Origin of the sequence: Paraburkholderia caffeinitolerans (assembly GCF_902859945.1) — a bacterium.
GTDB lineage: Bacteria > Pseudomonadota > Gammaproteobacteria > Burkholderiales > Burkholderiaceae > Paraburkholderia > Paraburkholderia caffeinitolerans.
The window spans coordinates 100,145-125,872 of sequence record NZ_CADIKL010000013.1; the positions used below are offsets into that span (position 1 = coordinate 100,145).

Genomic DNA, 25,728 nt, shown 5'->3' on the forward strand with positions numbered 1-25,728 from the left:
CTGATTGGAATGACGATGAAAAAGACTGCTCTCGACTTCTGGGTCGGCCTGTTCGTGGTGCTGGGCTTCATTGCGCTGCTGTTTCTCGCGCTGAAGGCCGGAAACATGAGCTCGCTTTCGTTCCAGCCGACCTACCCGGTCAAGCTCAAGTTCGACAATATCGGCGGGCTCAAGCCGCGCGCGCCCGTGAAGAGCGCGGGCGTGACCGTGGGCCGGGTGGCGTCCATTGGCTTCGATACGAACACCTATCAGGCGCTCGTCACGATCAACATCGACCAGCAGTATCAATTCCCGAAGGACTCGTCGGCGAAGATCCTGACCTCGGGCCTGCTCGGCGAGCAGTACATCGGGCTGGAACCCGGCGGCGACACGGAAATGCTCAAGGCCGGCGATACGCTCTCAATGACGCAATCGGCGATCGTGCTCGAAAACCTGATCGGCCAGTTCCTCTACAGCAAGGCAGCCGATTCGGGGGCTTCGAAATCGGGTAGTAGCGCCGCTGCATCGGGGCCGGCGGCCGCAAACGGGGCTGGCGGCGAACACGCCGCGCCTGCGCCGGCTGGCTCGGGCGCAGCGGCGCAATAAGGAGAATAAAGATGACGATCGCTCGCATGCGCGTCGTCGCGGTTGGAGCCGCGGTGTTCGCGTTGACGGCGTGTTCGACGGTGCAGACGCCGTCGAAGGACGACCCTTGGGAAGGCCTCAACCGCTCGATCTACACCTTCAACGATACGATCGACACGTATGCGCTCAAGCCGGTTGCGAAGGGCTATGTGAAAGTCACGCCGCAGCCGGTGCGGGACAGCGTGACGAACTTCTTCGCGAACATCGGCGACGTCTACAACGCGGCCAACAATCTGCTGCAGTTAAAGATCGCCGATGGTGTCGAGGACATCATGCGGATCGTGATCAACACGGTCTTCGGCGTGGGCGGTCTGTTCGACGTGGCGTCGCTCGCCAAGCTGCCCAAGCACAACCAGGACTTCGGCCTCACGCTCGGCCATTACGGCGTGCCGGCCGGCCCCTATCTGGTGCTGCCGCTGCTCGGTCCGAGCACCGTGCGCGACGGCGTGGGGATGGTGGGCAACTACTTCATCAATCCGCTCTCGTATGTGAATCCGGCGGCGCTTTCGTGGGGCCTTTACGGCCTGGACGTGGTGAGCGCGCGCGCGAACCTGCTGGGCGCAAGCGACCTGCTCGAAGGCGCCGCGATCGACAAGTATTCGTTCCTGCGCAATGCCTATTTGCAGCGCCGCCAGTACTTGCTCTCGGACGGTCATACGTCGAGCAATCTGCCCGATTACGGCGACGGCGCGCCGCCGCCGAACTACGGCGAGCCCGACGAGGGCGCGGCAGCGCCCGCCGCGGGTGCGGCGATTCCGGCATCGGGTACCGCGCGTGCTGCAGCGCCGACGGCGGCCAGCATGGCGCCGGCCAGCCCCGATGGCGCAACACCGGCTCCCGCCGCGCCGGCGTCAGGTGCTGCGGCACCGGCGGGCGCGTCCGGCGCCGTGGTGCCGGGCGAGCCGTTCGTTCCGCCGCCGCGCTTCGGCATTGGCGCTCCGAATCTGCTGCGCTTGCATTGATCGCGCCGGCTTGGTGCGGGCCCTTAAATCTGACGTAACAAGCTGATACGCCTGTCGCAGTTTCCTGGCATTCTTTGACTCGGTGTCTTGAAGCTCGCGTGATATGGTTGATCTCCAACGGGGCGTTGTTCCCCAACTTGCAGGACTCGCTATGAAGAAATTCTTTCTGTTCCCGATTTTCGCCATGTTTTTTGCGTATGCCGGCGCTGCGTCCGCACAAACGGTCGACACCAGCAACCCTGACGAAATGATGAAGACCGTCACGCAGCAGGTGATGGACCAGATCAAGGGCGACAAGTCGATCCAGTCCGGCGACATCAGCAAGATCACCGAGCTCGTGAACGAGAAGATCCTGCCGTACACGGACTTCCGCCGCACGACGCAGCTCGCCATGGGCCGCAACTGGCGCACGGCCACGCCCGAGCAGCAGCAACAGGTCACCGAGCAGTTCAAGACGCTCTTGATCCGTACGTACTCGGGCGCGCTCGCCCAGGTGCGCGACCAGCAGATCACGTACAAGCCGTTCCGAGCGAACCCGGACGACACCGATGTCGTGGTCCGTTCGACCGTCTTGAACAACGGCCAGCCGATCGAGCTCGACTACCGCCTGTACAAGACGCCGCAAGGCTGGCGTGTGTATGACATCAACGTGCTAGGCGCATGGCTGATCCAGGCGTACCAGCAGCAGTTCCAGGAGAAGATCCAGCAGGGCGGCGTGCAGGGCCTCATCAGCTTCCTCACGCAGCGTAACCAGCAGCTCGCCGCCGGCAAGGCTGCTTCGTGAGCGAGCGCTTCGCCATCGGCGCCACGCTGAACCTCGAGAGCGCGAAGACCGCGCTCTCGGCGGGTCTCGCACAAATCGCGGCAGGCGCCAGCGTCGTCGATTGCGCGCCGCTCACGCAGTTCGATTCGTCTGCGCTCGCTGTGCTGATCGCATGGCAGCGCGCCGCGCGCGAGCGTGGCGTCACTCTCAACGTTTTGAATCTTCCCACCGCGCTCGCGTCCCTCGCGCGCGCTTACGGCGTCGACGCGCTCCTCCACGAGCGACATTGACGCGCGGCGGCCTTGCGGCCATTCTGGTCGAGCAGCCACGCTGGCGCGCGAACCCGATTGCCGCACGCCGCCGCTTTCGTCTTCAAGTCCAGACCTGGCCCAGGCCGGGCTCTCCGACTTGGCCTATAATCAAACGTTTTTTGGGCGTTGCCCCGGGTTTCGGGGGCTTCGAAGGCAGTATCAGCCGTCCCCAATTCTGGTCTTCCCCGCAGTGTTGATGCACCTATCAGCCGCGCCGTTCACGACGGGCGGCGTTTCAGTCATGCCAGCCATAGAAATCCGCAACGTCAAAAAGCGCTACAAAGAGCTCCAGGCGCTCAAGGGCGTCAGCTTCACTGTAGAAGAGGGCGAGTTCTTCGGGCTGCTCGGCCCGAACGGCGCGGGCAAGACGACGCTCATCAGCTGTCTCGCAGGCCTCGCGCGCGCCGACGAGGGCTCGATCACCGTGCGCGGTCACGACGTGGTTGGCGATTACCGCAACGCGCGCCGCAATCTGGGCGTCGTTCCGCAGGAACTGGTGTTCGATCCGTTTTTCACGGTGCGCGAGACGCTGCGCATCCAGTCGGGTTATTTCGGCCTGCGCAACAACGACGCGTGGATCGACGAGATCATGGCCAATCTCGACCTCACCGAAAAAGCCGATGTGAACATGCGCGCACTGTCGGGCGGCATGAAGCGCCGCGTGCTGGTCGCGCAGGCGCTGGTGCACCGGCCGCCCGTGATCGTGCTCGACGAGCCCACCGCCGGCGTGGACGTCGAACTGCGCCAGACGCTCTGGAAGTTCATCGCGCGCCTGAACCGCGAAGGCCACACCATCGTGCTCACCACGCACTATCTGGAAGAAGCGCAAGAGCTGTGCGACCGCATCGCCATGCTGCGGCGGGGCGAGGTGGTGGCGCTCGAGCGCACCAGCACGCTGCTGCAGCGTTTCGCGGGCACGCAACTGTTCGTGCGCTTTTCCGAAGGCGTGCTGCCCACCGAGCTGCGCGCGCTCGAAGTGGATACGTCGAATCTGCCGAACGGCGGCGAGCGCCAGCACCTGTTGCGCCTCGCCAGCTACGACGAGGTCGAGCGCATCCTGTCGCTGTGCCGCGCGAACGGCTGCAAACTGGAAGAAGTGGAAGTGCGCAAAGCCGATCTGGAGGATGTTTTCGTGCAGGTAATGAACGGTCCCGAAGTCATCGAGGGGCTGGCATGAGCGGCTTTCGCACCCTGTTCTACAAGGAAGTGCTGCGTTTCTGGAAGGTCGCTTTCCAGACCGTGCTCGCACCGGTCATCACCGCGCTGCTCTATCTGACGATCTTCGGCCACGCGCTGCGCGGCCACGTCGAGGTGTATCCGGGCGTCGAGTACACGAGCTTCCTGATCCCCGGCCTCGTGATGATGAGCGTGCTGCAAAATGCCTTCGCGAACTCGTCTTCGTCACTCATTCAATCGAAGATCACGGGCAATCTCGTATTCGTACTATTGCCGCCGCTGGCCGCCTGGGAGATGTTTGGAGCCTACGTGCTCGCTTCGATCGTGCGCGGCCTCGCCGTTGGCGCGGGCGTGTTCGTCGTGACGATCTGGTTCATCCCGATGAGCTTTTCCGCGCCGCTCTACATCATCGCTTTCGCGGTGCTCGGTTCGGCGATCCTTGGCACGCTCGGCCTGATCGCCGGGATCTGGGCCGAGAAGTTCGACCAGCTCGCGGCGTTTCAGAACTTTCTTATCATGCCGCTCACGTTCCTTTCGGGCGTGTTCTATTCGACGCATACGCTGCCGCCGGTCTGGCGCGAGGTGTCGCGGCTGAACCCGTTCTTCTACATGATCGACGGCTTCCGATACGGTTTTTTCGGCTTGTCCGACATTAACCCGCTCGCAAGTCTCGCGATTGTTTTCGTCTTTTTCGTGGTGCTGGCCACGCTGGCGATGCGTTTGCTCGCAAGCGGCTACAAGCTGCGCCACTAAATGCAATTGAGGCAGGAGCCACACACCATGTTGCCGACTCCGGAACAGGTCAAGCAGTACATCTCGGCAGGGCTCGCGTGCGAGCATCTCGAAGTCGAGGGCGATGGACAGCACTTCTTCGCGACGATCGTTTCGCCCGCGTTCGAAGGCAAGCGCCTGATCCAGCGCCATCAGCTCGTCTATGCGGCGCTCGGCGAGCGCATGCGCGAGGAAATCCACGCGCTCAGCATGAAGACGCTCACGCCCGCCGAATGGCAGAACGCATAATCTGGAATCTCAGTGCGAATTACCCAGGACAATGGCGCCGCCGCGAGCGGCGCCGCACAACATGACGCGACGCCGCAAGCCGGCCGCACCGATCAGGAAACCTCAGGCATGGACAAACTCGTCATCGTCGGCGGGCAGAAGCTCGCAGGGGAAGTGACCGTTTCGGGTGCGAAGAACGCGGCGCTCCCCATTCTCTGCGCGAGCCTTTTGAGCGCGGAACCCGTCCATCTGGACAACGTGCCCGACCTCCAGGACGTGCGTACCACGCTCAAGCTGCTCGGCCAGATGGGCGTGCGCAGCGAGCAGGACGGCAACCGCGTGCAGCTCGACGCTTCGAAGGTCGACAACCTCGTCGCGCCGTATGAGCTCGTGAAGACCATGCGCGCGTCGATCCTCGTGCTCGGGCCGCTCGTCGCGCGTTTCGGCGAGGCGAAGGTGTCGCTGCCCGGCGGCTGCGCGATCGGCGCGCGCCCCGTGGACCAGCACATCAAGGGCCTGCAGGCGATGGGCGCCGAGATCAACATCGAGCACGGCTTCATCGAGGCGCGCGCGAAGCGCCTGAAGGGCGCGCGCATCGTCACCGACATGATCACGGTCACCGGCACGGAAAACCTGCTGATGGCCGCCGTGCTCGCCGACGGCGAGACGGTGATCGAGAACGCCGCGCGCGAGCCCGAAGTGGGCGACCTCGCGCACCTGCTCGTGGCGATGGGCGCGAAGATCGAAGGCATCGGCACCGACCGCCTCGTGATCCAGGGCGTGGACAAGCTCCACGGCGCGCAGCACACGGTCATTCCCGACCGCATCGAGGCCGGCACGTTCCTGTGCGCGGTGGCCGCTGCGGGCGGGGACGTCACGCTGCGCCGCGTGCGTCCGGGCATCCTCGACGCCGTCACCGACAAACTGCGCGAAGCGGGCGTGACGATCGAAGAGGGCGACGACTGGATGCGCGTGCGCATGCACGAACGCGCGCGCGCCGTGAATCTGCGCACCGCCGAATACCCGGCCTTCCCGACCGACATGCAGGCGCAGTTCATGGCGCTCAACACAATTGCGGACGGTACCTCGCAGGTCGTGGAAACGATCTTCGAAAATCGCTTCATGCACGTGCAGGAGCTGAACCGTCTGGGCGCGAGCATCACGATCGACGGCAAGACGGCGCTGGTCGCCGGCGTCGAGAAACTCTCGGGCGCGAAGGTCATGGCGACCGACCTGCGCGCCTCGGCAAGCCTCGTGATCGCGGGCCTGTGCGCCGACGGCGAAACGCTCATCGACCGCATCTATCACCTCGATCGCGGCTACGACCGCATGGAAGAGAAGCTCAACAAGATTGGCGCCAACGTGAAGCGCATCAAGGGGAACGCGGCATGAGCACGGTCGAGTCCAAGCCCACGCCGGCCGCCGCCGCCGGCGCGCCGCTCACGCTGGCGCTCTCGAAGGGCCGCATCTTCGAAGAGACGATGCCGCTGCTCGCCGCCGCCGGCGTGGAGGTGACCGAAGACCCGGAAACCTCGCGCAAGCTGATCCTGCCGACGACCGACCCGAACCTGCGCGTGATCATCGTGCGCGCGACCGACGTGCCCACGTATGTCGAGTACGGCGCGGCCGACTTCGGCGTGGCCGGCAAGGACGTGCTGCTCGAACACGGCGGCGGCGGGCTCTATCAGCCGATCGATCTCGACATCGCGCGCTGCCGTCTCTCGGTGGCCGTGAAGTCGGGCTTCGACTACGCGAACGCCGTGCGCCAGGGCGCACGTCTGCGCGTGGCGACCAAGTACACGGAATCCGCGCGTCAGCACTTCGCGGCCAAGGGCGTGCACGTCGACCTCATCAAGCTGTATGGCTCGATGGAGCTCGCGCCGCTCGTCGGCCTTGCCGATGCGATCGTCGACCTCGTCAGCACGGGCGGCACGCTGCGCGCGAACAATCTGGTCGAGGTTGAGGAGATCATGGACATCTCTTCGCGCCTCGTTGTGAATCAGGCGGCGCTCAAGTTGAAGCGCGCCGCGCTGCGGCCGATTCTCGACGCGTTCGAACGCGCGTCGCGCGCATAACCCGCGCATTACCCGCACTTAACCGTTCCGGATGGATATCAGCATGGCTATCACGATGCGCAAACTCGATTCGAGCGCCGAAGGCTTCAAGGCGGCGCTGCATGGCGTGCTCGCCTTCGAGGCGAGCGAGGACGAGGCCATCGAGCGCTCGGTCGCGCAAATTCTTGCCGATGTGAAGGCGCGCGGCGACGCCGCCGTGCTCGACTATACGAACCGCTTCGACCGCCTGAGCGCCACCAGCGTCGATGCGCTGGAACTGCCCCTGAGCGAGCTAGAAGCGGCGCTGGAAAGTCTCGAACCCAAGCAGCGCGCGGCGCTCGAGGCGGCGGCCGCGCGCGTGCGCGGCTACCACGAGAAGCAGCGCATCGAGTGCGGCTCGCATAGCTGGCAGTACACCGAATCCGATGGCACCGTGCTCGGCCAGAAAGTCACGCCGCTCGACCGCGTGGGCCTCTATGTCCCGGGTGGCAAGGCGGCGTATCCGTCGTCCGTGCTGATGAACGCGATTCCCGCGCGGGTCGCGGGCGTGCGCGAGATCATCATGGTCGTACCCACGCCCGATGGCGTGAAGAACCCGCTCGTGCTGGCGGCGGCGCTGATTGCTGGCGTCGATCGCGTGTTCACCATCGGCGGCGCACAGGCCGTGGGCGCGCTCGCTTATGGCACCCGCACCATTCCGGCCGTCGACAAGATCTGCGGCCCGGGCAATGCCTATGTGGCCTCGGCCAAGCGCCGCGTGTTCGGCACGGTCGGCATCGACATGATTGCCGGCCCCTCCGAGATTCTCGTGCTGTGCGACGGCACGACCGATCCGCGCTGGGTCGCGATGGACCTGTTCTCGCAGGCCGAGCACGACGAGCTCGCGCAGTCGATCCTGCTGTGCCCCGACCAAGCGTTCATCAAGCGTGTGGAAGACGCGATCGACGAGCTCTTGCCCACCATGCCGCGCGCAGAAGTCATCGCCACGTCGCTCACGAATCGCGGCGCGCTCGTGAAGGTGCGCGACATGGCCGAAGCCTGCGCGATCGCCAACGACATCGCGCCCGAGCACCTCGAAATCTCGGCGCTCGACGCGCAGAAGTGGGGCACCGAAATCCGCCACGCGGGCGCGATCTTCCTCGGCCGCTATACGAGCGAGAGCCTGGGCGACTACTGCGCGGGGCCGAACCACGTGCTGCCTACGTCTCGTACCGCACGTTTCTCGTCGCCGCTCGGCGTCTATGATTTCATCAAGCGATCGAGCGTGATCGAGGTGAGCGCGGAGGGCGCGCAGACGCTCGGCGAGATCGCCGCGGAACTCGCCTACGGCGAAGGCCTCCAGGCCCACGCGCGCAGCGCCGAGTACCGCATGAAGCAGGTCTGAAGCGGTATCAGAATCAGAACAGCGCGGCATGCATGAGTTTCATGCGCGCCGCGCACCCCGAGGAGACGTTCGCAAGCATCGGCGTGAAAGACGCACGCACGCCTGAGGCCGATGCCTGGAACACCGAAGTAACCCGCGCGCCTCAAAGCAGGTATGGGCGCCAACCGGGACGGCACTGCAGCGCATTGGCGCCGCGGTTCGCTGTGCGCATCCGGCTGGCCGTCCGTGCCGGCTCCACGCCTCGCGCGCGAGCCAATCGACAATGACGACACCACAAGACATCATCCGCCCCGACGTGCTCGCAATGACGAGCTACCCGGTTCCCGACGCCACTGGCTTCGTGAAGCTCGACGCCATGGAGAATCCATACACGTTGCCCGCTGCTCTCGCGGCGCAACTGGGCGAGCATCTCGCGGGCGTCGCGCTCAACCGCTATCCGGCACCGCGCCCCGAGGCGCTCATGGCGAAGCTCAAAGCCGCGATGCATGTGCCGCCCGGGTGCGACGTGCTGCTCGGCAACGGTTCGGACGAGATCATCAGCATGATCACGATGGCGTGCGCGAAGCCGGGCGCGAAAGTGCTCGCGCCGGTGCCGGGCTTCGTGATGTACGCGATGTCGGCGAAATTCGCGCAGGTGGAGTTCGTCGGCGTGCCGCTCAAGGCCGACTTCACGCTCGATTGCGAGGCCATGCTGGCCGCCGTCGCCGAGCACCAGCCGGCCGTGATTTGGCTGGCGTACCCGAATAACCCGACCGGCACGCTGTTCGCCGACGCCGACATCGAGCGAATTATCGAAGCCGCCGATGCAGCGGGCGGGCTCGTCGTGATCGACGAGGCCTATCAGCCGTTCGCGCAGGCGAGCTGGATGCCGCGCGCGGGCGCGTTCGACAACGTGGTCGTGATGCGCACGATGTCCAAGCTCGGGCTCGCGGGCATCCGTCTGGGCTACCTCGCGGGCCGTACGGCATGGCTCAACGAATTCGACAAGGTGCGTCCGCCATATAACGTGAATGTGCTCACCCAGGCCGCCGCCGATTTTCTTCTCGACCATATCGATGTGCTCGACGCGCAGGCCGCCCAATTGCGCGCGGACCGGGCGCAGTTAGCCGCCGATGTCGCAAAGTTGCCGGGCGCCGAAGTGTTCGAAAGCGCCGGCAATTTCCTGCTGGTGCGCGTGCCCGATGCCTCTGCCGTGTTCGATACCCTGCTGACGGCGCGGGTTTTGATCAAAAACGTGAGTAAAATGCACCCATTGCTGGCGAATTGCGTACGCCTGACCGTCGGGACCCCCGACGAAAACGCGCGCTTGCTCGCCGCCCTGAAGCTCGTGCTCAAGTAATCCGTCCTCACCGGCCTGAAGCGCACTGTGTCATGGCGCTTCGGGCTTTCGTCCCATGAACCCTCCGTTACGGGCTGTTTGAAGGAAATTGCCATGCGCGTCGCGCAAGTCGTTCGCAACACCAGCGAAACGCAAATCAGCGTGAAAATCAATCTGGACGGCACCGGCGAGCAGAAGCTCGCGACCGGCGTGCCGTTTCTCGACCACATGCTCGACCAGATCGCGCGACACGGTCTGATCGATCTGGAAGTCGAGGCGCATGGCGATACCCATATCGACGACCACCACACGGTGGAAGACGTCGGCATCACGCTCGGCCAGGCGGTCGCGCAGGCCATCGGCGACAAGAAGGGCATCCGCCGCTACGGCCACGCCTATGTGCCGCTCGACGAGGCGCTCTCGCGCGTGGTGATCGACTTCTCGGGTCGTCCGGGCCTCGAGTTCCACGTGCCGTTCACGCGCGCGCGCATCGGCACGTTCGACGTCGACCTGTCGATCGAATTCTTCCGCGGCTTCGTCAATCACGCGGGCGTGACGCTCCACATCGACAATCTGCGCGGCCTGAACGCGCATCACCAGATGGAAACCGTGTTCAAGGCTTTCGGCCGCGCGCTGCGCCAGGCCGCCGAGCTCGATGAGCGTCAGGCGGGCAAGATTCCGTCGACCAAGGGCAGCTTGTAAGCGGTATCCGAGATGAAAACTTCAATTGCGATTGTGGATTACGGGATGGGCAACCTGCGTTCGGTGGCCCAGGCGCTGAAACAGGCTGCGCCGGAAGCCGACGTACAGATCGTCGAGCGCCCGGAGGCGATTCGCGCGGCTGACCGCGTCGTGCTGCCGGGCCAGGGCGCGATGCCCGACTGCATGCGCAGCCTCGCGGAGTCGGGCTTGCAGGACGCCGTGCTCGAAGCCTCGCGCACCAAGCCGCTGATGGGCGTGTGCGTGGGCGAGCAGATGCTGTTCGACTGGAGCGCCGAAGGCGACACGAAGGGCCTCGGCCTGTTGCCGGGCAAGGTCGTGCGCTTCGAACTCGAAGGCCGGCTCCAGGACGACGGCTCGCGCTTCAAGGTGCCGCAGATGGGCTGGAACCGCGTGCGCCAGTCGCGCGCGCATGCGCTGTGGGACGGTGTGCCCGACGAGAGCTATTTTTACTTCGTGCACAGCTACTACGTGGTGCCGGCCGACGCGGCCCACACGGTGGGTGAAACGCCTTACGGCGCGGCCTTTACCTCGGCGGTGGCACGGGATAACATCTTCGCCACCCAATTCCACCCGGAAAAGAGCGCTGCGGCGGGTTTGCGCGTCTATCGCAACTTTGTTCACTGGAACCCCTGATTCACGGGCGGCGCTGTTGGTTCGAAGCGTCTGGCCGAGGCCTGCGTGCAAGCATCGCCCAAAGCTGAGTTGCATTAGCAAGGCCGCTGAAAGAGTTGTACTAAACTAGCGAAACGGCGTCGGATCGGGGGCTCTTCCCGGCCGTTGCCGGCTGATTCCAACCACATTCCCAGATATCACCCGATTGCTATGCTGCTGATTCCGGCCATCGATCTCAAAGACGGTCACTGCGTTCGCCTCAAACAAGGCGATATGGACCAGGCGACGATTTTTTCCGAGGAACCGGCGGCCATGGCCCGACATTGGGTCGAGCGCGGCGCGCGGCGTCTGCACCTCGTCGACCTGAACGGCGCGTTCGCAGGCAAGCCGAAGAACGAAGACGCGATTCGCGAGATCATTCGCGAAGTCGGCGACCAGATCCCCGTGCAGCTTGGCGGCGGCATCCGCGACCTCGACACCATCGAACGCTATCTCGACGACGGCCTCTCGTACGTGATCATCGGCACCGCCGCCGTGAAGAACCCGGGCTTCCTTCAGGAAGCCTGCACGGCGTTCGGGGGCCATATCATCGTCGGGCTCGACGCGAAGGACGGCAAGGTCGCCACCGACGGCTGGAGCAAGCTCACCGGCCACGAAGTCGTGGATCTCGCGCGCAAGTTCGAGGACTACGGCGCCGAGTCGATCATCTACACCGACATCGGCCGCGACGGGATGCTCCAGGGCATCAATATCGAAGCGACGGTGCGCCTCGCGCGTGCGGTGAAGATTCCGGTGATCGCGAGCGGCGGCCTGTCGAATCTCGCCGACATCGACGCGCTGTGCGAAGTCGAGGACGAAGGCGTCGAAGGCGTGATCTGCGGCCGCGCGATCTACTCGGGCGATCTCGATTTCGCCCAGGCGCAAACGCACGCGGACAGCCTGCGCGAGTCTGACGACGCTTGAAGCGTCGCGTGGGCGGCCTCCCGGGTGGAGGCCTGATCCACTCAACATTGGCAAGATCATGGCTCTACCGAAACGCATCATCCCCTGCCTCGACGTGACCGCCGGGCGGGTCGTCAAGGGCGTCAACTTCGTCGAGCTGCGCGACGCGGGTGACCCCGTCGAAATCGCGCGCCGCTACGACGACCAGGGCGCCGACGAACTCACTTTTCTCGACATCACGGCCACTTCGGACCAGCGCGACCTGATCCTGCCGATCATCGAAGCGGTGGCCTCGCAGGTCTTCATTCCGCTGACGGTGGGCGGCGGTGTGCGCGCCGTCACCGACGTGCGGCGCCTGCTCAACGCCGGCGCCGACAAGGTCAGCATGAACTCGTCGGCCGTTGCCAATCCGCAGCTCGTGCGCGATTCCGCCGATAAATACGGCTCGCAGTGCATCGTCGTCGCCATCGACGCGAAGCGCGTATCCGCACCGGGCGAGACGCCGCGCTGGGAAGTGTTCACGCACGGCGGCCGCAAGGCCACGGGCATCGACGCAGTCGAATGGGCACGCAAGATGGCCGAGCTCGGCGCGGGCGAAATCCTGCTCACGAGCATGGACCGCGACGGCACCAAGAGCGGCTTCGACCTCGCGCTCACGAGCGCGGTGTCCGACGCAGTGCCGATTCCCGTGATCGCTTCGGGCGGCGTGGGCGGCCTGCAGGATCTCGCGGACGGCATCGTCAAGGGTCATGCCGACGCCGTGCTGGCGGCGAGCATCTTCCACTACGGCGAGCACACCGTGGGCGAGGCCAAGCGCTTCATGGCCGAGCAGGGCATTTCGGTGAGGTTGTGACGCCATGAGCAACGCTGATACTGACAACCAACCTGCCAGCGACATCGCGAAGGCCGGCTGGCTCGACAAGGTCAACTGGGACGCAAACGGCCTCGTGCCGGTGATCGCCCAGGAGGCCACGACCGGCGACGTGCTGATGTTCGCGTGGATGAATCGCGAGGCGCTTGCCAAGACGGTCGAGCTGCGCCGCGCGGTGTACTTCTCGCGCTCGCGCCAGCGCCTGTGGTTCAAGGGCGAGGAGTCGGGCCATGTGCAGCAGGTGCATGACATCCGCCTTGATTGCGACGAAGACGTCGTGCTGCTCAAGGTCGAGCAGGTGTCGGGCATCGCGTGCCACACGGGCCGTCACTCGTGCTTTTTCCAGCAATTCGAAGGCACCGTTGACGAAGGCCGCTGGGTCGCCGTCGATCCCGTGCTGAAAGACCCCGAACACATCTACAAATGACGCAATTGAACACCAACGACACCCTGCTGCGCCTTGCGGCGGTGATCGACAGCCGCAAGGGCGGCGATCCGGACGCTTCCTACGTCGCGCGTCTCTTTCACAAGGGCGATGACGCGGTGCTCAAGAAGGTGGGTGAAGAGGCCACCGAAGTCGTGCTGGCCGCGAAGGACGTGCGTCAGGGCGGCGCGCCGAAGGCGCTGGTCGGCGAAATGGCCGATCTGTGGTTCCATTGCCTCGTCGCGCTTTCGCACTTCGAGCTGAGCCCCGCTGACGTGCTGGCGGAGCTGGAGCGCCGCGAAGGGCTTTCGGGGCTCGAAGAAAAGGCGCTGCGCAAGAGCCGCGAGCGCGAAGAAAACGGCGACTGACGCTGCGAGACTGAATTCGGGCCCCGGATTCGAGTCGAATTTTCGGGCCGGGCGATCGGCGCCCCTCGCCCATGAGACGCACGCGAGTCGTGCTCGACAGGGAGATGCCACATATGTCCACCCCCGGCGGCTACCCGCCTCCTGCTTACCGCGCCCCGGAGCGCGATCCGCTCGACGCGGATCGTCTGCGCAGCCTGCGCACGCTCACCCACGTCCTCTACGGGCTTTACGCGTTTTACTGGCTCACGGGCGGCGTGACCGTGCTGATAGCGATCATCATCAATTACGTCAAGCGCGACGAAGCCGTGGGCACGCCCTACGAGCAGCACTTCACGTGGCAGATCCGCACGTTCTGGCTCGCGCTTGCGGGGACATTGATAGGCGGTGCGCTTTTCTTCGTGTTGATCGGCATTCCGATTTTGTGGGCTGTCGGAATCTGGACGTTGTACCGTATCATCAAAGGCTGGCTGTACCTGCACGACAACAAGCCGTTGTCCGACCCGCGCGCGTGGTTCTGACGCGGCGGTGGACCGGGTCCCGTAGCGGAACCCGGCACGCTTTCTCCCCGCACGGCTGCCCAGGAGCACCATGAGTCACGATCGCAGCACCTGTCTCTTTTGCAAGATCGCCGACGGGCTGATTCCGAGCACGCGCGTCTATGAAGACGACGAATTCGTCGCGTTCCGGGATATCCGGCCTGCGGCGCAAACTCATGTGCTGATCATTCCGCGCGAACATATACCTACCCTCGCGGACTGCGGTGAAAACGAGGCTCCGCTGCTTGGTAGAATGTTTGTACTGGTTGCGCGACTGGCGAGAGAGCTGGGTGTGTCCTATACGGGCGGCGAGACCGGCTATCGCACCGTGGTGAATACGGGACCCGGCGGCGGTCAGGAGGTCTATCACCTGCACGCGCATCTGCTGGCCGGGCCGCGTCCGTGGCAGCGCATGGGATAGCGCGCTGGCGCGGCAAGACGGCAGAATTCAAAGAATCGGCTGAAAAAGGGGCGCATTGCCACGCGGCCGAAATACCTTACAGGTAGCATACCGGGCGCGTTGCCCGATAACCCGCCTGGCACCGGACACACGGCGCTGTACTGGACCGGTCGGTGGGCGCGGGCGTCATGAAGCGCGTTCGCGCGCCAATGTTTATTCGCTGCGTATGAGGCGCGGCAACGGGGTTAAGGAGAGTTTTGATCATGGGTTCGTTGAGCATCTGGCATTGGCTGATCGTGTTGTTGATCGTGGCGCTCGTCTTCGGCACGAAGAAGCTGCGCAATATCGGCAGCGATCTGGGCGGCGCGGTGAAGGGTTTCAAGGAAGGCATGCGCGAGGGCGAAGAGTCCGGCGCCGATACGCAAAAGCGCGAACTGCCGAATAACGGCGGCACGGTCGACGTCGACGCCAAGGACAAGACCCCGCGTTCGAACGACTTCCGCTAAGCGCGGCAGCCGTTATTTCCCGCCCCAAGGCTGACGGAAAGCTTTATCCATGCTCGATCTGGGTCTAACCAAGATGGCGCTTATCGGCGTCGTCGCGCTGGTCGTTCTCGGGCCGGAGCGTCTGCCGCGCGTTGCGCGTACGGCAGGGGCTCTGTTCGGGCGCGCGCAGCGCTATGTCAACGACGTCAAGGCGGAAGTCACGCGCGAGATCGAATTGGACGAGTTGCGCCGCATGAAGGGCGAATTCGAACAGGCCGCGCACAACGTCGAGAACACCGTTCACGAGAACCTGCGCAAGCACGAGGCCGAGCTGAACGATGCCTGGAATGCAGGCACGGGTGGTGCGGCCAGCACAGCGAGCGGTGCCGATTCTGGCGCGTCCGGCCTGACCGGCGATGCGGGCAGTTCTGGCGTCACGTCTTGGCGCTCGGGCGCCGCGAATATGGCAGGCGTCAAACGCAAGAACTGGCGCGTGAAGCAAACGGCTACGCCTACCTGGTACAAGCGCGCGACGCTGCGGCGCACACGCGTGCAATCGGGCGCGGCGCGTGTCGCGCAGCACACGCCGGCCAGCCTGCGCCGACCCATCCGCTTTCTCTGATGCCTTGCAACCGCAGTCGAGTTTGAATTTGTCCATCTCCAACCCCCGAGGGCCGGTGTGAGCGACCCCCAACAAACACAAGACGAGGGCACTGAAGAGACCTTCATCTCGCACCTCGTCGAACTGCGCGACCGCATCATCCGCGCGGGCATTTCCGTGATCGTCGTGTTCCTCGGGCTCGTGTACTGGGCGCCGGACATCTTCCGGCTGCTCGCCCGCCCGCTGATGCAAAACCTGCCGCGCGACGGCAAGATGATCGTCACCGACGTGACCGGCTCGTTCTTTGTGCCGATGAAGGTGACGATGCTGGTTGCCTTCGTGATCGCGCTGCCATTCGTGCTCTATCAGATCTGGGCGTTCGTCGCGCCGGGCCTTTACCAGCACGAAAAGAAGCTGGTCGCGCCACTGGTGGGCAGCAGCTACACGCTGTTCCTGTGCGGCATGGCGTTCGCGTATTTCGTCGTGTTTCCCACCATCTTCCGGGTGATGGCACATTACAACGCGCCGCTTGGCGCGGAGATGACGACGGATATCGACAACTACCTGAGCTTCGTGCTCACGATGTTCATTGCTTTTGGCGTGACCTTCGAGGTGCCGATCATCGTCGTGCTGCTCGTGCGCATGGGCGTGCTGACGGTGAAGAAGCTCAAGGAGATTCGTCCCTATGTGATCGTCGGCGCGTTCATCGTTGCCGCCGTTGTTACACCGCCGGACGTGTTCTCGCAGCTGATACTCGCCGTGCCGCTGATCGTGCTGTACGAAGCGGGGATTATCGCGGCGCGACTGTTCGTCGGGACCGGCGAGAAGAGCGCCACCGACGAGAGCGAGGCCGCGAGCGAGTCCTAAGCCAGTCATGATGCAAAAGAAAGGCCGCGAACGGTGACGTTCGCGGCCTTTCTTGCGTTTGCCGGCCCCGCGCACGCGGTGAACCCGCGCCGCGCTCGCCTGCCGTCAACCGCCGTCGTCGTCGCCTTCGTCGTCCTGGTTCTGCTGTTTGGGCGGCGGCGGGCGCTTGCCGATCGTCACGTTCAGGTCCATGTCCTTGTTCTTGCGCACGAGATGAACCTTGGCGGCGGTGCCCGGCTTGATCTGCGCGATGACGTTCAAAAGGCGCGTGGTGTCGGTGATGTCCTCACCGTTCACCGAGGTCAGGACATCGCCGGGCTTGATGCCGGCCTTGTCTGCGGGGCCGCCCTGGAGCACGCCGGCGACAATCGCGCCTTGCTTCTGGTTCAGCCCGAACGACTCGGCGATCTCGGGCGTCACGTCCTGCGGCTCCACGCCGATCCAGCCGCGCGTGACCGAGCCCGTCGTGATGATGCTCTCCAGCACGCTGCGCGCCGTGGAGACGGGAATGGCGAAGCCGATGCCGAGCGAGCCGCCCGAGCGCGAATAAATGGCCGTGTTGATGCCGAGCAGGTTGCCGTTGACGTCGACGAGCGCGCCACCCGAGTTGCCCGGATTGATGGGCGCGTCGGTCTGGATGAAGTTCTCGAACGTGTTGATACCGAGGTGATTGCGCCCGAGCGCGCTGATAATGCCCATCGTGACCGTCTGGCCCACGCCGAACGGGTTGCCGATGGCGAGCACGACGTCGCCCACGCGCGCCTTTTCCATGCGCCCGAGCGTGATGGTGGGCAGGTTCGGCAGATTGATCTTGAGCACGGCGATATCGGTTTCCGGATCGATGCCGATCACCTTCGCATTGGTGGTGCGGCCGTCGGAGAGCGCGATTTCGATTTGATCCGCGCCGTCGATCACGTGCTGGTTCGTTAGAATGTAACCGTCCGGACTAACAATCACACCCGAACCGAGGTTCGCGGCGGGCTGTTCCTGCTGCTTGCGGTTGGTATTGGGTTTGCCGAAGAAGTAGCGAAATAGCGGGTCGTTCTGGCGCGGATCGGGCGGCAGGGAGCCGTCCTTGCTCGAGAACACGTTGACGACCGCGGGCATCGCCTTCTGGGCCGCATCAGCATAGGAACTCTGCGCGGGACTGCCGCCGAGACTTGGCGCCACTTCCCGCAATGCGACGATCGGCTCCGCGAGCTGCTTGCCGAGCTGCCCCTGATGCTGGAGCCATTGCGGCTTGAGCGTCGCGATGATGAACATCAACGCCAGCAGGACCGTCACCGCCTGGGCGAAGAACAGCCAAAAGCGTCTAAGCATTTGAAGATTAGAGGATTATATGGATCGGATCGAATTGGAATTGTATCTGAACAATCTTCTGGAATCCGCGCGGTTCAAGGACTACTGCCCGAACGGCCTGCAGGTGGAGGGGCGGCGCCGCGTGGAGAAGATCGCGACAGGCGTGACCGCCTCGCTGGCCTTCCTGGAGGCCGCGCTGGAGTGGGGCGCCGACGCCGTGCTGGTCCACCACGGCTACTTCTGGCGCAACGAACCGCCGCAGATCACCGGGCGCAAGCACCGCCGCCTGAAAGCGCTGCTGGCGAACGACCTCAATCTCTTCGCGTACCATCTGCCGCTCGACAGCCATTCTGAACTGGGCAATAACGCGCAGTTGGGCGCCAAACTCGGCTGGATCGGCGAAAAACGCTTCGGCGACCAGGACCTTGGCTGGATGACCACGCTGCCCATGCCCATCACGCTCGCGCACTTCACGGCGCAAGTCGAGCAGACGCTCGGCCGCGCGCCGCTCGTGCTCGGCGATCCCGACTGGGAACTGCGCCATGTGGCCTGGTGCACCGGCGCGGCGCAGGGCTTCTTCGACGCGGCGATCGACGCCGGCGCCGATGTCTTCCTGACCGGCGAGATCTCGGAGCCCACGACTCATACCTCGGCCGAGAGCGGCGTGGCGTTTCTTGCTGCAGGCCACCATGCTACGGAACGCTTTGGCGTGCAGGCCGTGGGCGCGCACCTCGCCGAGGCATTCAACATCGAGCATCTCTTCATCGACATCCACAATCCTGTTTGAGTGGCGTCATCGGGCGCTGCTCGCCTTTTTGCTTCGCCGCGAGTCGCTCGAGGCGAAGCAAATCTGTTCGCCTTGGCAGGCGGGTATTTGCGAAATAATAAGAATACGCCCGCCCTTGTGGGGGAAAACCCCGAGATATCAAGCACTTCGAGTGCTTTTTGGCGTCCGCCCCTTGTAAATGCCAACTCCATTCGAGCAAACTAGCGTTCGGCAGCACCGCGGGTTTGCTGGCGTGACGGATAAATCCAACTCAGAAGTGGGGCGATGTGATGCGAGACAATGAGAACGACCGCGTCGACGGCAGCCGCCGTACCTGGCTGATAGCGACGTCCGTAGCAAGTGGCATTGGAGGCGTAGCCACTGTCGTACCTTTCGTAGCTTCGTTTGCACCATCCGAAAAAGCCCGCGCGGCCGGCGCGCCGGTTGAAGTCGACATCAGCGGACTCGAAGCCGGCACGATGATGACCGTGGCGTGGCGCGGCAAGCCCGTGTGGATCCTGAACCGCACCCAGCGCATGATGGCCGACTGCAAGAAGGCCGATCCCGAACTGGCGGACCCGCACTCCGAGCATCCTTTCTCGATGCCGATGCCGGACTACTGCAAGAACGAATACCGCTCGCGCGCCGAGCACCAGAACATTCTCGTGGCCGTTGCCGTGTGCACCCATCTGGGCTGCACGCCCACGCCGCGCTTCCAGGAAGGCCCGCAGGCCAACCTGCCCGACGACTGGCCCGGCGGCTTCCTGTGCCCGTGCCACGGCTCCACCTACGATCTCGCCGGCCGCGTGTTCAAGAACAAGCCCGCGCCGCAGAACCTCGACATTCCCCGGTACATGTTCACGTCCCCGACGCAGATCGTGATCGGCAAGGACGAGAAAGGAGAAGCGTGATGGCGACGGGACACGAGAAAGAGGTTACGACAACGGGCGCTTCTTCGGGACTCGTCGGCTGGATCGACAAGCGCTTTCCAATGACGTCGACCTGGAAAGCGCATCTCTCCGAGTACTACGCGCCGAAGAACTTCAACTTCTGGTACTTCTTCGGCTCGCTCGCGCTGCTGGTGCTGGTGAACCAGATCGTCACCGGCATCTTCCTCACCATGAACTACAAGCCCGACTCGACGCTCGCGTTCGCGTCGGTCGAGTACATCATGCGCGAGGTGCCGTGGGGCTGGCTGATCCGCTACATGCACTCCACGGGCGCATCGATGTTCTTCGTGGTCGTGTATCTGCACATGTTCCGCGGGCTTCTATACGGTTCTTACCGCAAACCGCGCGAACTCGTCTGGATCTTCGGCTGCGCGATCTTCCTGTGCCTGATGGCCGAGGCGTTCTTCGGTTATCTGCTGCCGTGGGGCCAGATGTCGTTCTGGGGCGCGCAGGTGATCGTGAACCTGTTCTCGGCGATTCCGTTCATCGGCCCGGACCTGTCGCTCTGGATCCGCGGCGATTACGTGGTTTCCGACGTCACGCTCAACCGCTTCTTCGCGTTCCACGTGATTGCGATTCCGCTCGTGCTGATCGGGCTCGTGATCGCGCATATCGTGGCGTTGCATGAAGTGGGCTCGAACAACCCCGATGGCGTCGAGATCAAGGAGAAAAAGGACGCGAACGGCATTCCGCTCGACGGCATCCCGTTCCATCCGTACTACTCCGTGCACGACTTCATGGGCGTGTGCATCTTCCTGATGATCTTCGCGGCCATCGTGTTCTTCGCGCCGGAAATGGGCGGGTACTTCCTCGAAGCCAATAACTTCGTGCCGGCCAATTCGCTGCAGACGCCGCCCGAAATCGCGCCGGTCTGGTACTTCACGGCGTTCTACGCGATGCTGCGCGCCACGACCGACCCGTTCAAGATCGTGCTGATGATCGTGATTGCGCTGCTCGGCCTGCTCGCGCTGCTGCGCGCGCGCGGCAAGTGGCGCGCGGGGCTGCCGGTGCTGGCGATTCTCGTGATTCTTGCGATGCAGTTCACCGAGTCGAAGTTCTGGGGTGTCGTGGTGATGGGCACGGCGGTGGTTTCGCTCTTCTTCCTGCCGTGGCTCGATCGCGCGCCGGTGAAGTCGATCCGCTACCGGCCACTGTTCCATAAAGTCTTCCTCGCGATCTTCGTGCTCGCGTTCCTGACGCTCGGATTCCTTGGAACCCGGCCGCCTTCGCCGGCGGCGACGCTGATTGCCCAGATCTGCGCGCTCGTCTATTTCGCGTTTTTCCTCGGCATGCCGTTCTGGACGACGCTTGGCACCTTCAAGCAGCCGCCCGAGCGCGTGCGGTTCAAGCCCCATTAATCAGCGAGCGAGGAAGACACGATGATGAAATCTCTCTTTTCGACGCTCGCAAGGGCGACGGGCGCGGGCATTGCCGGAGTCGCGCTGGCATGCGCGCTGGGATTCGGGGCGGGATCGGTGGTGGCGCAGGAAAACATTCCGCTCGACCACGCACCCGATAACGGGGAAAATCTTGCTTCGCTGCAACATGGCGCGCAATTGTTTGTAAACTATTGCCTGAATTGCCATAGTGCGAACTTGATGCGCTACAGCCGGCTGGAAGCTATCGGCATCCCGCAGAAGCAAATCGAAGATAATCTCCTTTTCACGACGGATAAGGTCGGCAACACGATGTCCATCGCGATGCGCCCGGACGACGCCAAGGCGTGGTTCGGCGTGGAGCCGCCGGACCTCTCCGTGGAAGCGCGCGCGCGAGGGCGCGACTGGCTATATACATATTTGCGCAGTTTCTACCGCGACGATACGCGTCCGACCGGCTGGAACAACCTGGCGTTCGAAAACGTGAGCATGCCCAACGTACTCTGGCAGTTGCAGGGCGTGCGCACGGCGAAGTTCGAAGACATGACCGAAGAGGAAACGGGGGAGAAGATCCACCGTTTTGTGGGGTACCAACAGATCACGCCAGGGAAGCTTTCGCCGGTAGATTATGATTCTGCTGTGGCCGATCTTGTTGCATACCTTGGCTGGATGGCCGAGCCGGAGCAGAAAACCCGCAAGCAGCTCGGGGTCTGGGTGCTCCTGTTCCTCGGTGTTCTGAGCTTTTTCGCGTGGCGACTGAACGCCGCGTACTGGAAAGATATCAAATAATCACGTCCTGACCGACGTGGGGCCGGTGCGACGAGACACCGCCTGATGGTTCAGCGACCGTCAGACGGTGTTTTTGCCTGCCGGCCTTTTGGGTTTATTGAGGAAATGTAAATCATGATGGTTCTGTACTCCGGCACTACCTGCCCGTTCTCCCAGCGCTGCCGGCTGGTGTTGTTCGAAAAGGGCATGGACTTCGAAATCCGCGACGTCGACCTGTTCAACAAACCGGAAGACATCGCCGTGATGAATCCGTACGGTCAGGTGCCGATTCTGGTCGAGCGCGACCTGATTCTGTACGAATCGAACATCATCAACGAGTACATCGACGAGCGCTTCCCGCACCCGCAGCTGATGCCGGCCGACCCGGTCCAGCGCGCCCGCGCGCGCCTGTTCCTGCTCAACTTCGAGAAGGAACTGTTCGTGCACGTGAGCACGCTCGAAAACGAGAAGGGCAAGGCTGCCGAGAAGAACCACGAAAAGGCACGCCTCGCGATTCGCGACCGCCTCACGCAGCTCGCACCGATCTTCCTGAAGAACAAGTACATGCTGGGCGAAGAGTTCTCGATGCTCGACGTCGCGATCGCACCGCTGCTGTGGCGCCTCGATCACTACGGCATCGAATTGTCGAAGAACGCTGCACCGCTCATGAAGTACGCCGAGCGTATCTTCAGCCGTCCGGCCTATATCGAAGCGCTGACGCCTTCGGAAAAGGTGATGCGCCGCTAAGCCGGTGTTGTAACAGGAGGCGGCGGGCGCCCGGTGATTTTGGGTTGCCGGGTGCGCCGCCTCGTCAGAGGATTGTTGATGCAAGAGATTTCCACCAAGCCGTATCTGCTACGCGCGCTGTACGAGTGGTGCACCGACAACGGCTTCACGCCGCACATCGCGGTGCGGGTCGACAACCGCACGCGGGTGCCGCGCCAGTTCGTGCGCGACGGCGAGATCGTGCTGAACATCAGCTTCGATGCCACGAGCCAGCTGCAGATGGGCAACGAGATGGTCGAGTTCCACGCCCGTTTTTCCGGCAAGTCGCACAAGATCGAGGTGCCCGTGTCGAACGTGCTTGCGATCTATGCGCGCGAGAACGGCCAGGGCATGGCGTTCCCGGTAGACGCGCCGCCGGGCGATGCCGATGACGTGCTGCCGTCCGCCCAGGAGGACGGGCATGACGACGAGGCAGTGCCTGTTGCCGCAGATGCGGCACAGGAGGCCGAGGCGCCAGAGCCGGCAGTTTCTGCTCCCGAGAAGGATAAAGGCGACGACGGCGCTGCGAAGGGCGGAAAGGGCCACCTCAAGATCGTGAAATGAGGTAGAATCGCGGGCTACGCCGGCTTAGCTCATCTGGTAGAGCAGTTGATTTGTAATCATCAGGTGGCGGGTTCGAGTCCTGCAGCCGGCACCAAATGCATCGAAAAGGGTTATCGCTTTCTGAGCGGTAACCCTTTTTCGTTTTAGGCGTGGATCGTTATGCCGCTACCGCTTCCGGCCTCCGCCTTCCACAAGCACGATCTCTTCCCGCCCCAGTCCGTACGCTGCATAAAGCGCCAAGTCGATCTCGCGTTCTAGCGCCTCGCATTGCGCTTCATCGCCCGATTGGTCCAACCGCAGCAACGTATCCACCAGACGCACAACTTCCGCGCGCATGCTTGCATCCGCGGGCACCGGTAATGCGTCGATCATCGCTTTGGTGAACGCCACGCCGCCGTTGTAGCTAGACGCCCCAAAGCGGGCACGCGTGACGAATCCCGCAAGCGGGCAGTTGAGCACCGCCGCCGCGAATTTCAGCAGGTTCTCATCGTCGGAGCATAGGATCAGTGTTGTCTTGCCCGGGATCGAGTCGCCCGCGAGATCGAGCGTCGCGTGCAAATGCGTGAGCCCCTTCACGATCACCTTTTTCGCGTCCGCCTTTGCGCGGTAGCTGTTTGCGAATGTCGCCGCGAAACGCGAACGCTCGACCACGGGCTGTGCGTAGCGGCGTCCGAGATAGGTCATCGGCTTGCTGCCCCAGCGCGATGCGTAGCGGCCCAGCGTGCCGGTGTTGACCACGCGGTAGTGACGGTGCGTATCGAAGCTGTCTTGCGCTTCGTCGATCAATGGCGCGAGCCGGTAAGCGTCCGCTGTCGCGCAGGCGTTCTCGCAGCGCAGCAGCGAGCCTAGCGCCGGATGCGCGCGTATGAGCCGCCGTACGAACGCATAGTGCGGCGAGAGCAGCGCATCGAGCGCCCATGGCGCTTCGAGTTCGCGCTTGCGCACGCGCGCGAGTGGCCTGAGCGCTGCGCCGTCGATGCGTGCCGTCTCGACGTGGTCCGTGCCGGACTTGCGATACACCGTGACGATTGAATCGACCTGCGCGCGCTCGAACACGTCGCGGCCCAGTGCGACGATCCGCGCGATCTTGTCGAGATGGTGTGAGCGGAATGCGGCGCCGAACGGTTTCGCGAGCCATTTGTCGGGGGTGAGAAAAGCCATCGTTCCGTGCTGGGCAGTCAGCGCGAGGCCCAGCTCCATGAAGACGATGTAGAGGTCCCAGTTGCCGCGCGCGCTCGGCCAGCGCTGTGCGAGTGCTTCGCGCAGGGGCTTCTGGCCTTCGTTGACCATGCGTTCGGAGTCGATGTACGGCGGGTTGGCGATGACGGCATCGAAGGCGGCGTCGCGCTGTGCATCGAACACGATGGGGTTCAGCACCGCATTGCCCTGTTTCAGATGGGCTTCGAGATCCGGCAGCGTGGCGAAAACGCCTTCGTCGTCGTACACGGCGTGGGCGAGTAGTTCAAACGCGAGGCGAAGGCGCGCCATGCCAAGTGCTTGATCGTCAATATCCACGCCGAAGAGATTGTGTTCTACGATCGCGCGTTTCTCGCGATAGAGCGCGGCGTCGATGCGTTGCCGCTGCGCGTGCGATTCGTCGTGAGCGCGTGCGATGACGAGGCGGTCCTCCACCGCCTCGATGCGAAGTCCGGCGAGCGCGGGATTTTCCCGGTCGTCGAACAAGCCAAGGCGCGACTTTACCGCGAGCAATTCGTCGAGCGCGGAAGCGAGCAGATGCCCGGTTCCAACAGCTGGATCGCACACGCGCAGCGCGGCGAAGATTGTGCGCGCTTCGTCGCGATCGTCGATTGATTTGGATAGCTGATCAATGGTCGAGCAATGCCAATCTTTGATGCGATTGAAGCGCCCCAGCACCGCGCCCGTGATTGCCTCGCGTGCGAGAAATGTGGCGACGCTCTCCGGCGTGTACCACGCGCCATCGCGATAACCATTGAGCTTTTCGAAGACGAGCCCGAGCGTCGCGGCATCGATGCGTTTTACGTCCGTGTCAGCGTGCGGGTTCGCGTCAAACCCGAACTCGAACCCGTCGAGAAAGTCGAGCAGATCGACGACCGTATTGCGCCCGTGAGGGGGCAGCGCGGAATCCAGCGAGCCGAGTGTGATCGCATGCTTCGCGAGATCGGCGGGCTCGAACGTGGAACCGTCGAAGCACGGCAAATGCGGATAGCGGCACGGCGACCCGGTTTCAGGCGAGCCGTTTCCGAGTATTTCGCGGCAGAGCGCATCGAGCTCGGCGAATGTGCCGATGTGTTCGCTGCGCAGAAAGGCGTAAGCGGGATCGCGCTCGTGCAGTACCAACAGCCGCGCCTCCAGCAGCTTGAGGAACATGACGCGGCCGATCCAGGCGATGCAAAGCCGCAACGCGGTGCGAAAGGTAAGTGCCTCCTGATCCAGCGAGCCGGCGTGGCTGTGCGCGTTCTCCACGTTCGACGCAGGCGCTTCGTGCGCCTCCATGCAGGCGATCGCCAGCTCCACAAGTGCGCCGGGGCTGCGTTCATCCGGAGCGCAGCGCGCAACCACGGCCTTGCCGCTTGCCACGGTTTCCTGCAAGCCTGTGATCCGCAGCAGCCCCGAGTAGAGGTCCGCGTCGAGTCCGGCGCGGTTGGCGCGTCTTGCACGGGCGCTTCGCTTACCGGTGCTGTCCGCGCGGTTTGCACGGCTCGGTTGATTCGTCTCTGACATGTTCTGGTTGTGCGCCCCCGCGCGGATTGCCGCCCATTTTACTGGCCGCGCGCAACTGTTCGTTCCCGTCATTCGTTCTTGCCGTTCGTCTTACGCCATCCGGTCAGGTCGACGCCG

Annotated in this window: 30 protein-coding genes and 1 tRNA gene; 29 read left to right on the forward strand and 2 right to left on the reverse strand. The window is 63.7% G+C overall.

Annotation, left to right across the window (positions count from 1 at the left end):
* Positions 1 to 15: 15 nt before the first annotated feature.
* The 22 genes from mlaD (at position 16) to tatC (ending at position 16,420) form a co-directional block, all read left to right on the forward strand.
* Positions 16 to 585, forward strand: a complete 570-nt coding sequence (gene mlaD, locus HV773_RS15440) for an outer membrane lipid asymmetry maintenance protein MlaD (RefSeq protein ID WP_129562962.1) — start codon at positions 16 to 18, stop codon at positions 583 to 585.
* Positions 586 to 611: 26 nt separating this feature from the next.
* A complete protein-coding gene (locus HV773_RS15445; RefSeq protein WP_129563407.1) occupies positions 612 to 1,586 on the forward strand; it encodes an MlaA family lipoprotein in 975 nt (324 codons plus the stop codon).
* 151 nt (positions 1,587 to 1,737) lie between these two features.
* Positions 1,738 to 2,370, forward strand: coding sequence for an MlaC/ttg2D family ABC transporter substrate-binding protein (locus tag HV773_RS15450; protein WP_129562961.1), 633 nt, complete (start codon positions 1,738 to 1,740; stop codon positions 2,368 to 2,370).
* Positions 2,367 to 2,639: an STAS domain-containing protein gene (locus HV773_RS15455; RefSeq protein ID WP_129562960.1), complete on the forward strand. Its 273-nt coding sequence runs from the start codon at positions 2,367 to 2,369 to the stop codon at positions 2,637 to 2,639. Before HV773_RS15450 ends, HV773_RS15455 begins: the two co-directional genes overlap by 4 nt.
* Positions 2,640 to 2,901: 262 nt before the next feature.
* A complete protein-coding gene (locus HV773_RS15460; protein WP_129562959.1) occupies positions 2,902 to 3,837 on the forward strand; it encodes an ABC transporter ATP-binding protein in 936 nt (311 codons plus the stop codon).
* Complete coding sequence (locus HV773_RS15465) at positions 3,834 to 4,589, forward strand: ABC transporter permease (RefSeq protein WP_129562958.1); 756 nt, start codon at positions 3,834 to 3,836, stop codon at positions 4,587 to 4,589. Before HV773_RS15460 ends, HV773_RS15465 begins: the two co-directional genes overlap by 4 nt.
* A gap of 27 nt (positions 4,590 to 4,616) precedes the next feature.
* The gene (locus tag HV773_RS15470; protein WP_035531648.1) at positions 4,617 to 4,856 is read left to right on the forward strand and encodes a BolA family protein; all 240 of its coding nucleotides are present in this window, start codon (positions 4,617 to 4,619) and stop codon (positions 4,854 to 4,856) included.
* 108 nt (positions 4,857 to 4,964) lie between these two features.
* Positions 4,965 to 6,227: a UDP-N-acetylglucosamine 1-carboxyvinyltransferase gene (murA, locus tag HV773_RS15475; RefSeq protein WP_129563406.1), complete on the forward strand. Its 1,263-nt coding sequence runs from the start codon at positions 4,965 to 4,967 to the stop codon at positions 6,225 to 6,227.
* Positions 6,224 to 6,910, forward strand: coding sequence for an ATP phosphoribosyltransferase (hisG, locus tag HV773_RS15480; RefSeq protein WP_129562957.1), 687 nt, complete (start codon positions 6,224 to 6,226; stop codon positions 6,908 to 6,910). Before murA ends, hisG begins: the two co-directional genes overlap by 4 nt.
* A gap of 43 nt (positions 6,911 to 6,953) precedes the next feature.
* The gene (gene hisD, locus HV773_RS15485; protein ID WP_129562956.1) at positions 6,954 to 8,273 is read left to right on the forward strand and encodes a histidinol dehydrogenase; all 1,320 of its coding nucleotides are present in this window, start codon (positions 6,954 to 6,956) and stop codon (positions 8,271 to 8,273) included.
* Positions 8,274 to 8,535: 262 nt separating this feature from the next.
* Positions 8,536 to 9,612 carry a histidinol-phosphate transaminase gene (gene hisC, locus HV773_RS15490; RefSeq protein ID WP_129562955.1) on the forward strand — a complete coding sequence of 359 codons (1,077 nt, stop codon included), beginning with the start codon at positions 8,536 to 8,538 and terminating at the stop codon, positions 9,610 to 9,612.
* Positions 9,613 to 9,705: 93 nt separating this feature from the next.
* Complete coding sequence (gene hisB / locus HV773_RS15495; RefSeq protein WP_035531642.1) at positions 9,706 to 10,293, forward strand: imidazoleglycerol-phosphate dehydratase HisB; 588 nt, start codon at positions 9,706 to 9,708, stop codon at positions 10,291 to 10,293.
* A 12-nt stretch (positions 10,294 to 10,305) separates the two neighbouring features.
* Positions 10,306 to 10,947: an imidazole glycerol phosphate synthase subunit HisH gene (gene hisH, locus HV773_RS15500; protein WP_129562954.1), complete on the forward strand. Its 642-nt coding sequence runs from the start codon at positions 10,306 to 10,308 to the stop codon at positions 10,945 to 10,947.
* A gap of 189 nt (positions 10,948 to 11,136) precedes the next feature.
* Positions 11,137 to 11,889, forward strand: coding sequence for a 1-(5-phosphoribosyl)-5-[(5-phosphoribosylamino)methylideneamino]imidazole-4-carboxamide isomerase (gene hisA, locus HV773_RS15505; protein WP_129562953.1), 753 nt, complete (start codon positions 11,137 to 11,139; stop codon positions 11,887 to 11,889).
* Positions 11,890 to 11,947: 58 nt separating this feature from the next.
* Positions 11,948 to 12,721 carry an imidazole glycerol phosphate synthase subunit HisF gene (hisF, locus tag HV773_RS15510; protein WP_129562952.1) on the forward strand — a complete coding sequence of 258 codons (774 nt, stop codon included), beginning with the start codon at positions 11,948 to 11,950 and terminating at the stop codon, positions 12,719 to 12,721.
* A gap of 4 nt (positions 12,722 to 12,725) precedes the next feature.
* The gene (hisI, locus tag HV773_RS15515; RefSeq protein WP_129562951.1) at positions 12,726 to 13,166 is read left to right on the forward strand and encodes a phosphoribosyl-AMP cyclohydrolase; all 441 of its coding nucleotides are present in this window, start codon (positions 12,726 to 12,728) and stop codon (positions 13,164 to 13,166) included.
* The gene (locus tag HV773_RS15520; protein ID WP_129562950.1) at positions 13,163 to 13,531 is read left to right on the forward strand and encodes a phosphoribosyl-ATP diphosphatase; all 369 of its coding nucleotides are present in this window, start codon (positions 13,163 to 13,165) and stop codon (positions 13,529 to 13,531) included. The genes hisI and HV773_RS15520 overlap by 4 nt, the downstream gene beginning before the upstream one ends.
* 113 nt (positions 13,532 to 13,644) lie before the next feature.
* On the forward strand, positions 13,645 to 14,049 hold the full coding sequence (locus HV773_RS15525) for a DUF4870 family protein (protein WP_129562949.1): 405 nt from the start codon (positions 13,645 to 13,647) through the stop codon (positions 14,047 to 14,049).
* 70 nt (positions 14,050 to 14,119) lie between these two features.
* Positions 14,120 to 14,488 carry a histidine triad nucleotide-binding protein gene (locus tag HV773_RS15530; protein ID WP_129562948.1) on the forward strand — a complete coding sequence of 123 codons (369 nt, stop codon included), beginning with the start codon at positions 14,120 to 14,122 and terminating at the stop codon, positions 14,486 to 14,488.
* Between the two features lie 242 nt (positions 14,489 to 14,730).
* Positions 14,731 to 14,973 (forward strand): Sec-independent protein translocase subunit TatA, encoded by a 243-nt coding sequence (tatA, locus tag HV773_RS15535; protein ID WP_035531630.1) that lies wholly within the window; start codon positions 14,731 to 14,733, stop codon positions 14,971 to 14,973.
* A 49-nt stretch (positions 14,974 to 15,022) separates the two neighbouring features.
* Entirely contained in the window at positions 15,023 to 15,574 is a 552-nt protein-coding gene (gene tatB / locus HV773_RS15540) for a Sec-independent protein translocase protein TatB (RefSeq protein ID WP_129562947.1), read from the forward strand.
* Between the two features lie 57 nt (positions 15,575 to 15,631).
* Positions 15,632 to 16,420, forward strand: coding sequence for a twin-arginine translocase subunit TatC (gene tatC / locus HV773_RS15545; RefSeq protein ID WP_129562946.1), 789 nt, complete (start codon positions 15,632 to 15,634; stop codon positions 16,418 to 16,420).
* A gap of 105 nt (positions 16,421 to 16,525) precedes the next feature.
* Here tatC and HV773_RS15550 read toward each other — a convergent pair whose 3' ends face one another.
* The gene (locus tag HV773_RS15550; RefSeq protein WP_129562945.1) at positions 16,526 to 17,740 is read right to left on the reverse strand and encodes a Do family serine endopeptidase; all 1,215 of its coding nucleotides are present in this window, start codon (positions 17,738 to 17,740) and stop codon (positions 16,526 to 16,528) included.
* A gap of 19 nt (positions 17,741 to 17,759) precedes the next feature.
* Between HV773_RS15550 and HV773_RS15555 the strand changes: the two genes are divergently transcribed.
* The 7 genes from HV773_RS15555 (at position 17,760) to HV773_RS15585 (ending at position 23,002) form a co-directional block, all read left to right on the forward strand.
* Positions 17,760 to 18,506, forward strand: coding sequence for a Nif3-like dinuclear metal center hexameric protein (locus tag HV773_RS15555; protein WP_129562944.1), 747 nt, complete (start codon positions 17,760 to 17,762; stop codon positions 18,504 to 18,506).
* 269 nt (positions 18,507 to 18,775) lie between these two features.
* A complete protein-coding gene (gene petA / locus HV773_RS15560; protein ID WP_129563405.1) occupies positions 18,776 to 19,396 on the forward strand; it encodes a ubiquinol-cytochrome c reductase iron-sulfur subunit in 621 nt (206 codons plus the stop codon).
* Complete coding sequence (locus HV773_RS15565; protein ID WP_129562943.1) at positions 19,396 to 20,793, forward strand: cytochrome b; 1,398 nt, start codon at positions 19,396 to 19,398, stop codon at positions 20,791 to 20,793. The genes petA and HV773_RS15565 overlap by 1 nt, the downstream gene beginning before the upstream one ends.
* Positions 20,794 to 20,817: 24 nt before the next feature.
* Positions 20,818 to 21,600: a cytochrome c1 gene (locus HV773_RS15570; protein WP_129563404.1), complete on the forward strand. Its 783-nt coding sequence runs from the start codon at positions 20,818 to 20,820 to the stop codon at positions 21,598 to 21,600.
* A gap of 114 nt (positions 21,601 to 21,714) precedes the next feature.
* Positions 21,715 to 22,326 carry a glutathione S-transferase N-terminal domain-containing protein gene (locus HV773_RS15575; protein WP_027797364.1) on the forward strand — a complete coding sequence of 204 codons (612 nt, stop codon included), beginning with the start codon at positions 21,715 to 21,717 and terminating at the stop codon, positions 22,324 to 22,326.
* A gap of 78 nt (positions 22,327 to 22,404) precedes the next feature.
* Positions 22,405 to 22,908 carry a ClpXP protease specificity-enhancing factor gene (locus HV773_RS15580; RefSeq protein WP_129562942.1) on the forward strand — a complete coding sequence of 168 codons (504 nt, stop codon included), beginning with the start codon at positions 22,405 to 22,407 and terminating at the stop codon, positions 22,906 to 22,908.
* Between the two features lie 18 nt (positions 22,909 to 22,926).
* Positions 22,927 to 23,002: transfer RNA gene (locus tag HV773_RS15585), tRNA-Thr, on the forward strand.
* Between the two features lie 71 nt (positions 23,003 to 23,073).
* On the opposite strand, the gene HV773_RS15590 is transcribed toward HV773_RS15585, so the two are convergent.
* Positions 23,074 to 25,611 (reverse strand): type IIG restriction enzyme/methyltransferase, encoded by a 2,538-nt coding sequence (locus HV773_RS15590; RefSeq protein ID WP_160113465.1) that lies wholly within the window; start codon positions 25,609 to 25,611, stop codon positions 23,074 to 23,076.
* Between the last annotated feature and the right edge of the window lie 117 nt (positions 25,612 to 25,728).

Bases quoted from the DNA above. Each gene is read 5' to 3' on its own strand.
- mlaD (WP_129562962.1), top strand. From the start codon at position 16: ATGAAAAAGACTGCTCTCGACTTCTGGGTCGGCCTGTTCGTGGTGCTG.
- HV773_RS15445 (WP_129563407.1), top strand. From the start codon at position 612: ATGCGCGTCGTCGCGGTTGGAGCCGCGGTGTTCGCGTTGACGGCGTGT.
- HV773_RS15450 (WP_129562961.1), top strand. From the start codon at position 1,738: ATGAAGAAATTCTTTCTGTTCCCGATTTTCGCCATGTTTTTTGCGTAT.
- HV773_RS15460 (WP_129562959.1), top strand. From the start codon at position 2,902: ATGCCAGCCATAGAAATCCGCAACGTCAAAAAGCGCTACAAAGAGCTC.
- HV773_RS15465 (WP_129562958.1), top strand. From the start codon at position 3,834: ATGAGCGGCTTTCGCACCCTGTTCTACAAGGAAGTGCTGCGTTTCTGG.
- HV773_RS15470 (WP_035531648.1), top strand. From the start codon at position 4,617: ATGTTGCCGACTCCGGAACAGGTCAAGCAGTACATCTCGGCAGGGCTC.
- murA (WP_129563406.1), top strand. From the start codon at position 4,965: ATGGACAAACTCGTCATCGTCGGCGGGCAGAAGCTCGCAGGGGAAGTG.
- hisG (WP_129562957.1), top strand. From the start codon at position 6,224: ATGAGCACGGTCGAGTCCAAGCCCACGCCGGCCGCCGCCGCCGGCGCG.
- hisD (WP_129562956.1), top strand. From the start codon at position 6,954: ATGGCTATCACGATGCGCAAACTCGATTCGAGCGCCGAAGGCTTCAAG.
- hisC (WP_129562955.1), top strand. From the start codon at position 8,536: ATGACGACACCACAAGACATCATCCGCCCCGACGTGCTCGCAATGACG.
- hisB (WP_035531642.1), top strand. From the start codon at position 9,706: ATGCGCGTCGCGCAAGTCGTTCGCAACACCAGCGAAACGCAAATCAGC.
- hisH (WP_129562954.1), top strand. From the start codon at position 10,306: ATGAAAACTTCAATTGCGATTGTGGATTACGGGATGGGCAACCTGCGT.
- hisA (WP_129562953.1), top strand. From the start codon at position 11,137: ATGCTGCTGATTCCGGCCATCGATCTCAAAGACGGTCACTGCGTTCGC.
- hisF (WP_129562952.1), top strand. From the start codon at position 11,948: ATGGCTCTACCGAAACGCATCATCCCCTGCCTCGACGTGACCGCCGGG.
- hisI (WP_129562951.1), top strand. From the start codon at position 12,726: ATGAGCAACGCTGATACTGACAACCAACCTGCCAGCGACATCGCGAAG.
- HV773_RS15520 (WP_129562950.1), top strand. From the start codon at position 13,163: ATGACGCAATTGAACACCAACGACACCCTGCTGCGCCTTGCGGCGGTG.
- HV773_RS15525 (WP_129562949.1), top strand. From the start codon at position 13,645: ATGTCCACCCCCGGCGGCTACCCGCCTCCTGCTTACCGCGCCCCGGAG.
- HV773_RS15530 (WP_129562948.1), top strand. From the start codon at position 14,120: ATGAGTCACGATCGCAGCACCTGTCTCTTTTGCAAGATCGCCGACGGG.
- tatA (WP_035531630.1), top strand. From the start codon at position 14,731: ATGGGTTCGTTGAGCATCTGGCATTGGCTGATCGTGTTGTTGATCGTG.
- tatB (WP_129562947.1), top strand. From the start codon at position 15,023: ATGCTCGATCTGGGTCTAACCAAGATGGCGCTTATCGGCGTCGTCGCG.
- HV773_RS15550 (WP_129562945.1), bottom strand. From the start codon at position 17,740: ATGCTTAGACGCTTTTGGCTGTTCTTCGCCCAGGCGGTGACGGTCCTG.
- HV773_RS15555 (WP_129562944.1), top strand. From the start codon at position 17,760: ATGGATCGGATCGAATTGGAATTGTATCTGAACAATCTTCTGGAATCC.
- petA (WP_129563405.1), top strand. From the start codon at position 18,776: ATGCGAGACAATGAGAACGACCGCGTCGACGGCAGCCGCCGTACCTGG.
- HV773_RS15565 (WP_129562943.1), top strand. From the start codon at position 19,396: ATGGCGACGGGACACGAGAAAGAGGTTACGACAACGGGCGCTTCTTCG.
- HV773_RS15570 (WP_129563404.1), top strand. From the start codon at position 20,818: ATGAAATCTCTCTTTTCGACGCTCGCAAGGGCGACGGGCGCGGGCATT.
- HV773_RS15575 (WP_027797364.1), top strand. From the start codon at position 21,715: ATGATGGTTCTGTACTCCGGCACTACCTGCCCGTTCTCCCAGCGCTGC.
- HV773_RS15580 (WP_129562942.1), top strand. From the start codon at position 22,405: ATGCAAGAGATTTCCACCAAGCCGTATCTGCTACGCGCGCTGTACGAG.
- HV773_RS15590 (WP_160113465.1), bottom strand. From the start codon at position 25,611: ATGTCAGAGACGAATCAACCGAGCCGTGCAAACCGCGCGGACAGCACC.